The sequence below is a fragment of the Sorangium sp. So ce145 genome, from assembly GCF_051525985.1.
Lineage (GTDB): Bacteria > Myxococcota_A > Polyangia > Polyangiales > Polyangiaceae > Sorangium > Sorangium cellulosum_B.
Map to the genome: position 1 here is coordinate 8942946 of NZ_CP150315.1, position 13254 is coordinate 8956199.

Consider the following 13254-nt stretch of genomic DNA (forward strand, 5'->3'; position numbering starts at 1 on the left):
CCGTTCCGCTCCGTTCCGCTCCGTTCCGCGCGGCCGCCGCCGCGGGGGCGCGGCCGCGGGGGCGCCGTTCAGCGCGCCGAGGAGCGCTCCTCGGGGGCGAACGGGCTCTTCCCCTCCTCGCTGTCGGGGAAGATCTCGCTCGTGATGTCCTCCGCGGCGAGCTCCTCGCGGGCGGTGCTCAGGTCGCGCGACGTCTGGTCGAGCCGGTCGGCGAGCACCCCCAGGAACTGCCAGAGCAGCTTCACGGCGAGCTCGTGCTCCTTGCGGAGGATCTCGAAGAAATCGGCGCGCCGGACGGCGATGAGCTCGCTCTGCTCCACGGCCGAGACGGTGGCCGAGCGCGGCATGCTGCGGATGAGGGCCATCTCGCCGAAGTGCTCGCCCGGGCCGACCTCGCTCAGCACCGATTCGCCGCGGATGATCCGGACGAGGCCCGAGAGCACGATGAAGAGCTCGTCGCCGCGATCGCCCTCGCGCACCACGATCTGGCCGGGCTCGAACGAGAGCACCTCGGCGACCTGCATGACCCGGAGCATCTCGCGCTCCTGCAGGCGCGCGAAGAGCGGCATCTTCGCGAGCACGTCGCGCTTCAGCGCGAGCAGCCGGGCGCGGACGCTGTCGCGGTGGTCGCCCTGGCCGAGCCGGACGAGGATCGCGGTGATGTTGTCCTTGCCGCCCTTCCTGTTCGCGAGATCGATGAGGCCGTTCGCGGCGATCTCGCCGTTCTCCTCCTCGAAGAACGGCTCGAGCTCCGCGGTGTGCGCGATGTACCCGTGGAGCCCGTCCGACGCGAGGAGGAACTGGTCGCCCGGGAGCACCTCGATCGTGAGCGTGTCGACCTCGACGCGCTCGTACACGCCGACGGCGCGCGTGATCGCGTTCTTCTGCGCGACCTTCTCGATCTGATCGCGCGTGAGCTTGCCGCGCTTGATGAGCTCGTTGTAGACGGTGTGGTCCTCGGTGACCTGCTGGATGCGGCCCTCGCGGAGGAGGTAGATGCGGCTGTCGCCGACGTGCGCGATGTAGCCGTGCGAGCCGGCGATGAGGAGCGCGGAGAGCGTCGTGCCCATGCCGCGCTTCGTCGTGTCGGCCTTCGCCTCCTCGTGGATCCGGGCGCACGCGCGCTGGACGGCGTGCTCGAGCAGGCTGAGGACCTCCTTCATCGCGGCGCGCCGCACGTTGCTGCGCGCCTGGTTCTCGATGAGGTCCCGCTCCTTCTTCAGCTCCTCGTGGATGATGCGGACGGCGAGGGCGCTCGCGACCTCGCCTGCGGCGTGCCCGCCCATCCCGTCGGCGACCACGAAGAGCGCGAGCTTCTTGTCGACGAGGTAGTTGTCCTCGTTGTGGTCCCGCATGCGGCCGACGTCGGTGGCCGCATAAAACCTGATGTTTTCGGACAGGCCCATCGGTTCGGGCAGGCTAACCGAGGGCGCGGGAGGAAATCACTACCGATTGCGCCCACCACGAACGAGACGGTGGAGGGCGTCGACGGACGACCTCCTCCCGTCCATCGCGCCCTCGCCGCGCCCGGGGCGTGCCCGCTGGCGTGGCGCGCGCGGCGCGCCGCGTGCGGCGTCGGGAGGCGCTCGGGGGGCGGGTGGGGAATCGACCGCGTGGCCGCGGTTACGAGCGGCGGTACATTCGGAGCGCGTAGAATGGGGGTTGTATGCGGCTCGTCCTCTTCGATAACACCGACGTCGGGTGGGGTAGCGCGCGGCGGGCGAACGGCGCGAGGCGGCGCGATGGCGCGCCGGCGCGCGCGCACCCAGCCGCGGCGGACTCCGCCGGTTCCGCCGAGACCGGGGACCTCGAGGTCCTGGGCGAGGCCGTGGGCGCGACGATCGGGCTCACGCCGATCTGGCGCGCCGGCGTGCTGCTGCACCGCATGACGGGCGCGGCCGACGCGTGGCAGTCCGCCGCGAGCTGGGCCGAGGCGCTCGGCTGGGCGGCGCGCGCTGCGCGGGAGCGCGGCCGGAAGATCGCGTCGCTGCAGGCCTGGGGGCACGGCGGCTGGGGGTACATGCGCATGGGCGCGACGCGGCTCGACGAGGCCGCGCTCCGGCCCGGCTCGCCGCTCGATGAGGCGCTCGACGCCCTGAGGGCCGAGCTCGCGGGGCCGGACGCCCTCGTGTGGCTCCGCTGCTGCAGCGCCTTCGGCCACACCGGCCGGTCCTTCGCGCAGGCGCTCGCGAGGCGGCTCGGCTGCCGCGTCGCGGGGCATACGTACATCATCGCGTTCTACCAGAGCGGGACGCACTCCCTGCGCCCGGACGAGACGCCGTCGTGGGATCCACACGAGGGCGTGCGCTTCGACGGCGGGGTCCCGACCGGAGCCAAGTGGTCGTCACGCGGGGCGCCGAACACCGTCTCGTGCCTGGCGGGCGATCTCCCGCGGGGCTACTGACGCCGAAGGCGCGGGTGAGGTGCCGCCGCGGGTGAGGCTCCGCCGCGGGTGAGGCTCCGCCGCGGGTGAGGCCCCGCCCGCTCCGGCGCTCGACCCGCGCCGCCGCGCCGGCGTACGCTGCCGCGATGACGTCGTCCGGAGCGCAGCGAGCGCGCGCGCTCGATCTGCTGAGCCGCGGAGACATGGCAGGCGGGATCGCCGGGCTCGAGGGGCACGTCGCGGGCGCGCCGGACGACGCGGGGGCGTGGCTCGCGCTCGGGGCCGCGTACGCGGCGGAAGAGCGCTGGGCGGACGCGGCGAGGGCGCTCGCGCGCGGGGTGGAGCTCGGCGGAGCGGAGGACGGAGGGGAGGAGCTGATCGAGGCGCGCCTCGCCTACGCCCGCGCCCTGGTCCGCCTCGGCCGGCTCGACGAGGCGGCCGCGGAGCTCCGGCGGGGCGCGGCGATCGAGCCGCCCGATCCGCGGGCGCTGCGCGAGCTCGGGGTCGTGCTCTACGATCTGCGGCTCTACGACGAGGCGGCGCGCTGGCTCGCGCGCGCGTGCGAGGCGGCGCCGGAGGACGCGCGGGCGGCCTTCGCGCTCGGGCTCGCGCACGAGGCGCGGCGGGAGATCGCGCCGGCCATCGCGGCCTACCGCGAGGCGGTGAGGCGCGCGCCCTCGTTCGCCGACGCCCGGCTCACGCTCGCGGACGCGCTCGCGTCGATCGGGGAGCACGAGCGAGCGCTGGGCGAGCTCGAGGCGCTGCTCGCGCGCGAGCGGAGCCACGAGCAGGCGGCGAGGAACCGCGAGGTGCTGCAGCGCGCGCTCGCCGAGATGCGCGCGCGCCGGCTGCTCGGCAAGACGGAGCGGGAGCTCGCGCGATCGGCGCTCGTCACAGAGGCGCAGCTCAGGCGCCGCGAGGCGCGCGCGGCGCCCGCGACCGCGGAGGGCGCGGCGGCGCGGCAGATCGTCCGCTACACGGCGCCGCTCCTCGAGCTCCACGTGACCCTCGACTCCCCGAACAATGGCCCCGGGAGCGGCGCGATCGAGGCGCTGCACCTCGCGCTGACCGATCCGGAGCGCGCCGCGCGCGCCGAGGACGACGTCTTCAAGGTCACGGTGATCGGCGAGGACGGCCGGCAGGCGCCGGTCAGCTACGCGACGGGCGCGTCGCTCACGCTCGTGCGCGAGGCGATCGGCTGCCCGATGACGCAGGCGAGCGCGCTCTATACCTCGCTGCTGAAGGGGAGCCCGTCGGTCGACTGGGGCGGCGCGACGCTGCGGTTCGCGAGCGTGCCGGGCACCGGAGGGGCGCCCGGCGGAGAGCGGCACGGCCTCCTGGTCGGCCGGCGCGCCTAGCCTCGGCTCGGCGGGGCGGCGCCGCGCGGCGCGTCGCCGGGCGCGATCATCCCGAGATCGAGCAGCGAGGAGTAGTGCCCGTCCGGCGCGAGGATGACGTGGTCGACGAGCGGCACGCCGATCACCTCGCCGGCGGCGGCGACCGCGTTGGTCATGGCCACGTCCTCGGGCGACGGAGCCGAGTCGCCGCTCGGGTGGTTGTGCACGAGCACGAGCGCCGAGGCCGCGTCCGAGAGCGCGGCGCGCAGGATGTCCCTGGCGGTGACGGAGCACCCGTGGAGCCCGCCCTGCGCGACCCTGCGCGCTCCCCTCATCCCGTTGCGGCCGTCGAGCGAGATCACCCACATCTGCTCGTGATCGAGCGGGCCGAGCTGCGCCGCGCACCACGCCGCGATCGAGGCCGAGGTGCGCACCGGAGGCCGCGGGCGCACCGAGCGCTCGAAGGCGCGCCGCCCGAGCTCGAGCGACGCCGCGATCCGGAGCGCCTTCGCGAGACCGAGGCCGGGGTGCTCGGCGAGCGCGTGCGGGCCGAGCCGCGCGAGCCCCTCCAGCCCGGCGAAGCGCGAGAGGAGCGCGGCGGAGACGAGCGTCACGGGGGTGCCGACCAGCCCTGTGCCGAGCACGATCGCGAGCAGGTCGGCGTCGCCGAGCGACCAGATCCCCTCCTCGAGCGCGCGCTCTCGCGGGCCGACGAAGGCGGCCAGCGCCGAGGGGTCGTCGGTGCACGTCTCGGGGAGGTGATCGGACAGCAGGGGGGCGCGCTTCCACGGGGTCATGCGCGAGCGACAAGCACGCGGCGGGCCCGCCCGCCCGCCCGGGGCGCCGCGGGGGCGCGCGCGCCGGCGAGGCGGCGGAGCGGCGGCGGAGGGTGGCGGCCGCCAGGCCCTCACGCCGTCGCGCCCTCGCCCGGAGCGGGAACGGAGACGCGCGCGCGTCACTCGACGCGGACGATCGTCTCCGCGGGGAGGCTCTCGGCGAACGCGTCGCGCGCCGCGCGCACCCTGGCCTCGACGAGGCCGTCGAACGTGAGCTTCGTGCGGTACTCGACGCCGGACCACCTCGGATAAGAGCCGATGTCGACGTCGCGGTGGGCATCGACCACGCGGTCGAGCATGGGCTTGAGCTGCCCCTCGTCGAGGGTCGTGAACACCGCGAGCGAGACGAACGGCGCCCCGCCGGAGAGCTCCGCCTGGATGAGCGCCTGCTTCGCCCGGAAGATCTGCGGCACGCCGGGCAGCATCCACACGTTGCGCATCACCACGCCGGGCCACGCGGCGCTGCCGCCGGTCACGAGCCGCGCGCCCTCCGGGATGCGGGCCATGAGCAGGTGCCCCTCGGTGAGCCGATCGCCGTAGTAATCGCGCAGGAGGCTCTCGATGTTGGGCGCGCTGACCACCGGCACGCCGAACGCGCGCGCGACGCCCGCGATCGTCAGGTCGTCGTGCGTCGGGCCCACGCCGCCGCTCGTGAAGACCCAGTCGTGCGACGCCGCGAGCGCCCGCACCTCGGCGGCGATCACCTCGAGCTCGTCGAGCACCATGACCGCCCGCTCCAGCCTGACGCCGAGCGCGCGCAGGGTGCCCGCGAGCACGACCAGGTTCTCGTCAGCGATCTTCCCGCTGAGCAGCTCGTTGCCGATGATCAGCGCCGCTGCGGTCCTCATGTCACCCTCTTCCGCTCAGCTCTCGAACTCGCGCGTCACCGGGCGCCCGTCGGCGTCCATCCCGAGCAGCTCCTCGACGCGCTTCTCCGCGCGATCGAGGCGCTCCTGCGCCGACCGCGAGAGGCGGATGCCCTCCTCGAAGAGCGAGAGCGCGCGCTCGAGCGGCAGATCGCCGCCCTCGAGCTCCGCGACGATCTTCGCGAGGCGGCGCGTCGACTCCTCGAACGACATCGCGCCGGCGCCCGCGTCGCCGCTCCGCGGAGCGCGCTCGGCCTCGGCCTTCGCCGGCGCCCCGGCGGCGCCGGGCTCCGCGCTCGGTTCGACGCGTGATTCGGCGCGTGATTCCACGCCCGCGCCGCCCTCGTCCGTCGCGTTGCTCATCGTCGTCATGAGCCAGCGTCCCCCGGGGGTGCGGCCGGCGCAAGCAGGACGGCGCTCGCGCCGGGCGGCACCGCCGGCACGAGGAGCACGCCGTCGGGATCGGCCACGACGGGGACCGCCAGCCCATCCGGCCGGACGAGCCGTGCCGGACGCGAGGAAGCGCTCCCGGACGCGCTCGGGTCGTTGGGGACGATGGCCACCCACACGACGCCCGTCGCCAGCGCGGAGCGCGGCATATCGAGGGCCCGCGCGTCGGCGCCGGAGAGGGCGGCCCGCGCGAGCGCGCGCACCCCTTCGTCAGGATCGAGATCCCGCGCCGCGACGAGGACGCGCCTGCGCTGCACCTCGGTGCGCCGGGACAGGCCGCGGACGATCGCGCGGCGCACCGCGGGGTCGTCCTCGAAGCGGTACGCGCGGGCGAGAAGGGAGACGCTGTCGGGCATCGGGTCGCTCCCGAGGCCGAGCGCGACGTGCGCGCGCACGACGGGATCGCCCCCCTCGAGCAGCCGCTCGATCCTGCCGCGGACCACCTCGTCATCGCGGGACGCGAGCGCTCGGGCCGCGAGCGGCGACAGCGGTCCGCCCGCCTCCGCGAGGGCGGCGAGCCGCGAGGTCGCGATCGCCCCGCCCCCGGGCTCCGCGAGCAGCGCGACGCCGGCGGAGATCGCCGCCGCGTCGGGCGCCGCGTCGCCGCTCTTCGCGGCGTTCGCGGCGTTCGCGGCGTTCGCGGCGTTCGCGGCGCCGGGCGCCGGGTCGCCGCCCGGCGCCGCGAGCGCCGCGAAGAGCGGCGCGAGGGCGGCGAGGGCGCGCTCGCCCCGAGCGAGCGCGCCGCGCGCCGCCGCGTGGACCGCCGCGCGATCGCAGGACGACGGGGAGCAGGCGCCGACGACATCGACCGCGTCGCGGAGGCCGAGCGCCACGGCGCCGAACACCCCGACCGCGCGATCGCTCGACCCGATCGGCGCGGCGAGCGCGGCGAGCAGCCGCTTCTCGAGCGCCTCGGGCGCGTCGCGCAGCGCGAGCCCGCGGACCACCCCGGCGCGCAGGCCGAGCCTGCGGAGGTCCGCGTCCTTCGCGGCGCGCGGGCCGTCGAAGAGCTCCGCGAGCGCGGCCCGCGCCTCGGCCCCCGGCATCGTCGCCAGCGCGAACGCGGCCGCCGTCGCCAGCTCGGGGCGCTCGCTCAGGACCCGGCGCAGCTGCCGCGCCGCCTCCGCGCCGCCCGCGCGGCCGATCGCCGCGACCGCGCGGGGCCGCGCGTCGTCGGGGAGCAGCGGGAGGGCGCGCGCGAGCGCCGGCGCGAGCCGCTCCGCCGGCCCGAGCTCGGCCAGCCTGAGCCCCTCCATCCGCCCGAGCTCGGATCCGAGCAGCGCGGCCACGGCGTCCGCCGCCTCCGGCGCGCCGAGGTACACGAGGATCTCCGCCGTCGGCTCGAAGAGCCCCGGCTCTGGCTTGCGGAGCCACGCGCGGGCCTTCGCCAGCGCCGCCTCGTCGCCGAGGCGCGCGAGGGCGCGCGCCGCGGCCACCTGCGCCGCCCTGTCGCCGCCCTCGAGCATCGGCCGGAGCGCCGCGATCGCCCGGAGATCGCCGAGATCGCCGAGGAAGCTCGCGAGCGCCGGCTCGATCCGCTTGCGGCTGCCGAGCAGGAGCTGGAGCGACGCGGGCGGGTGCGCCTTGATCGCGCGCGCGGCTGCCTCGCCCGCGGCCCCGCCCTGCACGATCGCGTTCACGAGCACGCCGAGCGCGCGCCGCTCGCCCGTGCGCGCGAGCGCGAGGGCGGCGGTGCCGCGCAGCACCTCGCCGAGCGGCGAGGCGGCGCCGCGCGCGGGCGCGCTCTCCGAGAGCTCGCGCGCGAGGAGCTGGCGCACGCTGTCGCGCCGCGCGTGCGGCGCGAGCGCCCGCACCGCCGCGAGGCGCGCCCTGGGATCGCGCGCCCCCGGGGCGCCGTGCTGCTCGAGCGCGGCGAGCAGCGCGCTCACCGCCTCCTCGGTGCCGATCGCCCCGAGGCGCTCGATGCCGCGGAGCCGCGCCGCCGGGTCGCTCGACGACAGCAGCCGCTCGCCGACGGGCACGCCGAGGCTGCCGCGCAGCGGCGTCGCGCCGGGCTCGGCCCTCGCGGACGCCTTGCCGCCTTCCTCCGCGGCCCGCGGCGCCCGGGCGGTCCGCGAAGCCGGCTGAGGCGCCGCCGGGCCCGCCATCGCGGTGGCCGCGAGCGCCGCGGCGAGGCCCAGGGCGCGGGGGTTTCCAGGGAGGAATCGCATTCGCTGCGCCGCACTATCCCGCGATCGACGGCCCGCTGTCACGCCCCAGGCCGAGCCGCGCCAGCGCCGCGTGACAGCCTGGAATTTGATGGAAGCACGCGCTAGGTCGACCTACCGTGCAGCCGCGATATGCGGCTGTGAGAGAGGTGACGCTTGATCGACCTGGTACGGACACTGGAAAAGGCCATCACGGTCTCCGCCGGCAAGGCGTGGCCGGTCTTGCAGCGACTGAGCCGCCTCGGCGGCGAGCCCAGGCCGTTTCACCCGAAGTGGAGCGATAAGCCGATCCCGAGGGGCGGCGAGCGCACGAAGCCCCCGCTCGGCTGGCCTCGCGAGACGGACAGCCTGTGCCCGCGCTGCGTCAAGGAGGCGCGCGCCGAGATCCTGAGTGGCAGGGCGGATTGGACCAAGCTCATCACGGACAAGCCCGGGGAGATCCGCGCCAGCATCGTCGCGCGCGAAGGCCGCGTGGTCATGGAGAAGACGTGCCCGAAGCACGGCTTCTTCTCGGACACGATCTCGATCGACCCGGCGTTCCTGGCCCGGATCGAGCGCCTGTTCGGCGGCCGCGACGTCGAGATGACGAAGGACAGGATCCACGACCACGGATCGAGCACCATCCGTTACGGTCGCGGCGCGGTGCTCACGGTCGACCTGACGAACCGCTGCAACATGATGTGCGACCCGTGCTTCATGGATGCCAATCAGGTCGGCTACGTGCATGAGCTCTCCTGGGAGGAGATCACGAGGATCCTGGACGACGCGGCGGCGGTGCGCCCGCGCCGCCAGATGTCGATCCAGTTCTCCGGCGGCGAGCCGACGCTGAGCCCGCACTTCCTCGACGCGATCCGGTACGCGCGCGAGAAGGGCTATTTCGCGGTGCAGTGCGCGACGAACGGGATCCGCTTCGCGGACGAGCCGGGCTTCGCCAGGAAGGCCAAGGAAGCGGGCCTCCGGATGGCGTACCTGCAGTTCGACGGGGTCACGAACGCCGCGAACGGCCACCGGAAGATCGGGAACCTCTACGACGTGAAGCTGCGGGCGATCGAGGAGCTCTCGGCCGCCGGGATCGACGTCATCCTGGTCGTGACGATCGTCAACGGGGTCAACAACGATCAGGTGGGGCCGATCATCGACTTTGCGGTCCAGAACGCCGACAAGATCACCGTCGTCAGCTTCCAGCCGGTCAGCTTCACCGGCCGCGACGAGGACATCTCCGACGAGCTGCGCGAGAAGCAGCGCTATACGCTGAGCCACCTCGCGCACGACATCGCCCGGCAGACCGGCGTGACCGACCCGCTGCGCGACTGGTTCCCCCTGTCGGCGCTCAGCCCCTTCGGCAACGTGACCGACCTCCTCGACGGCCCCGACAAGGACTGGGGGCAGATCAACTGCGGCTGCCACCCGAACTGCGGGATCGGGACCGTGCTGTTCGTCCACAAGAAGACGAAGCAGATGGTCCCGCTGCTCGACTTCATCGATGTCGAAGGGCTGCTCTCCGACCTGCGCGCGATCTTCGACGCGGGGCGCGGCCGCGCCCTCACGAAGGCGCAGGTCGTCACCGCGCTGCTGCGCCATTACCAGCCGGACAAGGCGCCGCCCGGCTTCCACCTCGCGACGCTCGTGAAGCAGTTCATGAGCCAGACGGGCGCCGCGCACGCCGGCGAGGGCGACGCCCGCGAGTACGAGTGGCGGGTCCTTTTCGTCGCGGGCATGTGGTTCCAGGACCTGTTCAATTACGACTTCCGCCGCACCGAGATGTGCATCATTCCGTACGGAACGCAGCTCGGCGAGATCAGCTTCTGTGCGTACAACACCGGGGCTGGATGGCGGAATATCCTAGAAAAAATGAAGGCCAATGCCACGGTGGCCGAGTGGTACAAGAAGCACGGTAGGCACCCTGTCTATGCGAAGAATCAGGATCTTCCTTTACCCGCCTACGACAACCCCCTAACGATCATCGAGCACGACCTTGCGTTGCGCGAGCGCGAGCAGGGCGGCGCGCGCTCACGGCGGGTGGCCAGGCGGCTGCCGATCGTGAGCTGATCGCGCTCCCACGCGGCGCGGCCCCGCATCGCCGAGAGACAGGTCACGTGAGCCGCTGGGCTCGGCGCCCCTGGGCTCGGCGATCAGTCGCAGGGCACCTCACATCGACACAGAATCCGGTTCTCCTCGCGGCCGTGTGGGAGGAGGCTCGCGTGAGCGGCGCGGGAGTCGTGGAGAACGCACCACGCATGGTGTAGTCTGGTCACGTGACCTTGCACGCGGGCCGCTATGAGAGCTTGCGCGCCATCGCGTCAGGCGGCATGGCGACGGTGTATCTCGGGCGGGCCCTGGGCGCCGGCGGGTTCGAGCGCCTCGTCGCCCTGAAGATGATGCACCCGCACATCGCGGCGGAGCCCGAGTTCGTCGCGATGTTCCTCGACGAGGCGCGCCTCGCGGCGCGGGTCCGCCACCCCAATGTCGTCGCGACGTTCGATCTCGTCGAGGACCCGCTGTTCCTCGTCATGGAGTACATTGAGGGGCCGTCGCTGCACAGCCTGCTCCGCACGTGCGCGCGGGCGAAGCGGCCCGTCCCGCTCGGGATCGTGCTCCGCATCTTCCTCGACGTGCTCGCGGGTCTCCACGCCGCGCACGAGCTCACGGGGAGCGAGGGCGAGCCGCTCAACCTCGTGCACCGCGACGTCTCGCCGCAGAACGTGCTCGTCGGCGTCGACGGCATCGCGCGCATCACCGACTTCGGCGTGGCCCGCGCCGAGACGAGGCTCATGTCGACGCGGGGCAACGCGCTCAAGGGCAAGCTCGCCTACATGGCGCCCGAGCAGATCCGGGCCGCGAACGTCGACCGTCGCAGCGACGTGTACTCGGCCGGCGTGGTGCTCTGGGAGATGCTCACGGAGGAGCGCCTGTTCAAGGCCGACAATGACGGCGCGCTGCTCGCGCAGATCCTCCAGGGCGCGCCCACGGGTCCGCGCGGGGTGGTCCCGTCGGTGCCGGCCGCGATCGACGAGATCTGCCTGCGCGCGCTGCGCACCGACCCCGACGAGCGCTTCCCGACCGCCGCGGCGTTCGCCGAGGCGCTGGAAGACGCAGCCACGCAGACGCCGGGCCTCGCCGTGTCGTCGCCCCGGGCGGTGGAGGCGCTCATCAAGGAGGTCGGCTTGCGCGGGCCGCCGGAGAGCCTCACCGCGCCGGTCAGCGCGCGGGGCGCTCCCGCCTCGGCGCCCAGGTCGGGGCGATCGCCGCTGAGCCAGCGCTCTCCGTTGAGCGATCCTCTGAGCCCGCGCTCTCCGTTGAGCGATCGTCTGCCCCTGAGCCAGCGCGCTCCCCTGACCCAGCGGAGCGTCGAGGCAGCACAGGACAACTCGGGCGCCGAGGGCAGCGCGCCGGGGCTGGGCGCCGTCGTCTCCGAGGCCGTCTCCCGCGGCCGGCACCACATCGTGCGCCGCCGCGTGCTCGCCAGCGCCTGCGCGGTCGCGCTCGCGGTCGGGGCGGGCGCCTTTCTCGCCGTCGGCCAGCAAGAGCCAGCCGCTCCCTTCACGGCGGAGAGCGCCTCTGTCTCCCGGGTCTCGTCCTTCTTCCCCGCGGCAGCGGCGGCCAGCGGGCCGGTCCAGGCGGCCGCGCCCGGGCATCCCGGCGAACCGGCCGGGTCCCCGGTCCCTGGGGGCTCCGCTCAGGGCGTGATTCCCGGCGGAGCCCCCCAGAGCCCCGCCCCTGACCGGTCCACCCACGGCTCCGCGCCCGGTGGGCCCGCGCAGGTCCCTGCCCCCACCGCCAACCGCGCGACGAGCCCCGCCCCGCGGCCGAGCTCCCGAGCGACCTCGCCCGCGGCCGTCAAGCCGAGGACGAGCCGGCCCGACACGCGCACGACCAGCGGATCCACGGCTCCGACGGCGAAGCCGGCCACCCGCTCCTCGACCGTTCGGAGCGCGGCGCCGAAGACCGCGCCAAAGGCGCCAGAGCCGAAGCGGAGCGCTCCGCGGACGACCTTCAAGCCATCCGGCCTGTGACGCACACAGGGCTGTGACGCACGACGTCACCGCCGAGATAGCCCAAGACGGTACGTGCGCATGGATCCAGCGCGCCCCCCGGGCCGAGCCATGATCCTTTTCGCCGCCTCGTCCAACACTCCGACCATGGAGACACGTCCAACACCTCGACGACCGCGAGCACCCGCGACCTCGGCGCCGACAACGCGACGTCGCGTCGCGCTATCGCACATTGAACGCGCGGCGTCGCCTACATGCTCACGGAAGACAGCAGAACGTCAGTGGTCGCCTCACGAGCGCGATATGGGAGGTAGGCTATTCTTGTCGTGGGGCGGTATGTGCTCGCCCAAGTGAAAGACGCGCCGCGCGTCGGACGTTACCCCGGGGGGAACCAGCTCATGCGCTCGCTTTTTGAGCAGGTCGTCGAGTGCTGTGGCCTCGCACCCGCGTTCGCCAGAAAGATCATCCAGGAGGCCTGCGAGCGGAGCGATGTGTCACCGCCCGAAGCGATGACGCCAGCCGATCTCATCCGCACGCTCCCTCACATCCGCCAGGCCCTCGGCGTCTTCCTCGATCCCGGGGAGGTGGCGCTGAAGACGGCCGCGATGCGAGCCCTCGTCAAGGGCTCCTGGCCGTCGATGGCCGCGGTCGTCCCCCCTGGTTCGAACCAGGAGACCCGGCCCCCTCAGGACGAGCCGAAGGCCAAATCGAGCTCGTAGAGCTCGTAGTGCGAACGCCGCATTCCGAGCGCGACGTACGTCGACTGCGCTCGCGCGTTCGCGGTCTCCACGTACAGGCGGATACCGCATACGTCCCCCGCGTCCGCCGCCATCTCGTGGACTCGCCGATACAGCGCCCGGAAGACCCCGCTGCGCCGCTGCGCGGGGGTCACATAGACGGACTGGATCCACCAGAAAGTACCGTTTCTCCAGTCACTCCATTCGTAGGTGATCATCAGCTGCCCGGCCATCTCGGACGCGTGCTCGGCCACCAGATAGAACCCTTTGGCGGCATCCGCGATCAGCGCGGCGGCGCCGCGGAGGGTGGTGGCGGCATCCAGCACCTTGCCCTCCGTCTCGAGCGCCATCGCCCGGTTGTTCGCCGCGATCAGCGCGGCGTCGGTGGGCGCCGCCCGGCGGATCACGAGCGCTGTCACGAGGCGACCTCCCGGCGGGCGTCGCAGGGACGTTCTCCGGCCGTACGGCCGGAAAGCGCGGAAGCG

Annotated in this window: 11 protein-coding genes; 5 read left to right on the forward strand and 6 right to left on the reverse strand. The window is 73.9% G+C overall.

The window, feature by feature from the left end; translation table 11 throughout:
- Positions 1-68: 68 nt before the first annotated feature.
- A complete protein-coding gene (locus tag WMF34_RS33135) occupies positions 69-1406 on the reverse strand; it encodes a Stp1/IreP family PP2C-type Ser/Thr phosphatase (RefSeq protein ID WP_012239102.1) in 1338 nt (445 codons plus the stop codon).
- Positions 1407-1666: 260 nt separating this feature from the next.
- Here WMF34_RS33135 and WMF34_RS33140 point away from each other — a divergent pair, with 260 nt between their 5' ends.
- The gene (locus tag WMF34_RS33140) at positions 1667-2404 is read left to right on the forward strand and encodes a hypothetical protein (RefSeq protein ID WP_437990315.1); all 738 of its coding nucleotides are present in this window, start codon (positions 1667-1669) and stop codon (positions 2402-2404) included.
- 125 nt (positions 2405-2529) lie between these two features.
- Positions 2530-3741: a tetratricopeptide repeat protein gene (locus WMF34_RS33145; RefSeq protein WP_437990316.1), complete on the forward strand. Its 1212-nt coding sequence runs from the start codon at positions 2530-2532 to the stop codon at positions 3739-3741.
- Here the strand turns inward: WMF34_RS33145 and radC are convergent.
- From radC to WMF34_RS33165, 4 genes are all read right to left on the reverse strand, one after another.
- Complete coding sequence (gene radC / locus WMF34_RS33150; protein WP_012239105.1) at positions 3738-4517, reverse strand: RadC family protein; 780 nt, start codon at positions 4515-4517, stop codon at positions 3738-3740. The two genes, WMF34_RS33145 and radC, sit on opposite strands and share 4 nt — an antisense overlap.
- Positions 4518-4675: 158 nt before the next feature.
- The gene (locus WMF34_RS33155; protein WP_012239106.1) at positions 4676-5404 is read right to left on the reverse strand and encodes a competence/damage-inducible protein A; all 729 of its coding nucleotides are present in this window, start codon (positions 5402-5404) and stop codon (positions 4676-4678) included.
- Between the two features lie 15 nt (positions 5405-5419).
- Positions 5420-5794 (reverse strand): exodeoxyribonuclease VII small subunit, encoded by a 375-nt coding sequence (xseB, locus tag WMF34_RS33160; RefSeq protein ID WP_437990317.1) that lies wholly within the window; start codon positions 5792-5794, stop codon positions 5420-5422.
- Positions 5791-8043, reverse strand: a complete 2253-nt coding sequence (locus tag WMF34_RS33165) for a HEAT repeat domain-containing protein (protein WP_437990318.1) — start codon at positions 8041-8043, stop codon at positions 5791-5793. The genes xseB and WMF34_RS33165 overlap by 4 nt, the downstream gene beginning before the upstream one ends.
- Positions 8044-8262: 219 nt before the next feature.
- Here WMF34_RS33165 and WMF34_RS33170 point away from each other — a divergent pair, with 219 nt between their 5' ends.
- From WMF34_RS33170 to WMF34_RS33180, 3 genes are all read left to right on the forward strand, one after another.
- Complete coding sequence (locus WMF34_RS33170) at positions 8263-10089, forward strand: radical SAM protein (RefSeq protein WP_157907911.1); 1827 nt, start codon at positions 8263-8265, stop codon at positions 10087-10089.
- A gap of 206 nt (positions 10090-10295) precedes the next feature.
- Positions 10296-12053: a protein kinase domain-containing protein gene (locus WMF34_RS33175; RefSeq protein WP_437990319.1), complete on the forward strand. Its 1758-nt coding sequence runs from the start codon at positions 10296-10298 to the stop codon at positions 12051-12053.
- 377 nt (positions 12054-12430) lie between these two features.
- Positions 12431-12751: a hypothetical protein gene (locus WMF34_RS33180; protein ID WP_044969674.1), complete on the forward strand. Its 321-nt coding sequence runs from the start codon at positions 12431-12433 to the stop codon at positions 12749-12751.
- Here the strand turns inward: WMF34_RS33180 and WMF34_RS33185 are convergent.
- Positions 12718-13188 carry a GNAT family N-acetyltransferase gene (locus WMF34_RS33185; protein ID WP_012239112.1) on the reverse strand — a complete coding sequence of 157 codons (471 nt, stop codon included), beginning with the start codon at positions 13186-13188 and terminating at the stop codon, positions 12718-12720. The two genes, WMF34_RS33180 and WMF34_RS33185, sit on opposite strands and share 34 nt — an antisense overlap.
- Positions 13189-13254 lie beyond the last annotated feature (66 nt).

Bases quoted from the DNA above. Each gene is read 5' to 3' on its own strand.
- radC (WP_012239105.1), bottom strand. From the start codon at position 4,517: ATGACCCCGTGGAAGCGCGCCCCCCTGCTGTCCGATCACCTCCCCGAG.
- WMF34_RS33135 (WP_012239102.1), bottom strand. From the start codon at position 1,406: ATGGGCCTGTCCGAAAACATCAGGTTTTATGCGGCCACCGACGTCGGC.
- WMF34_RS33140 (WP_437990315.1), top strand. From the start codon at position 1,667: ATGCGGCTCGTCCTCTTCGATAACACCGACGTCGGGTGGGGTAGCGCG.
- WMF34_RS33145 (WP_437990316.1), top strand. From the start codon at position 2,530: ATGACGTCGTCCGGAGCGCAGCGAGCGCGCGCGCTCGATCTGCTGAGC.
- WMF34_RS33165 (WP_437990318.1), bottom strand. From the start codon at position 8,043: ATGCGATTCCTCCCTGGAAACCCCCGCGCCCTGGGCCTCGCCGCGGCG.
- WMF34_RS33180 (WP_044969674.1), top strand. From the start codon at position 12,431: ATGCGCTCGCTTTTTGAGCAGGTCGTCGAGTGCTGTGGCCTCGCACCC.
- WMF34_RS33155 (WP_012239106.1), bottom strand. From the start codon at position 5,404: ATGAGGACCGCAGCGGCGCTGATCATCGGCAACGAGCTGCTCAGCGGG.
- xseB (WP_437990317.1), bottom strand. From the start codon at position 5,794: ATGACGACGATGAGCAACGCGACGGACGAGGGCGGCGCGGGCGTGGAA.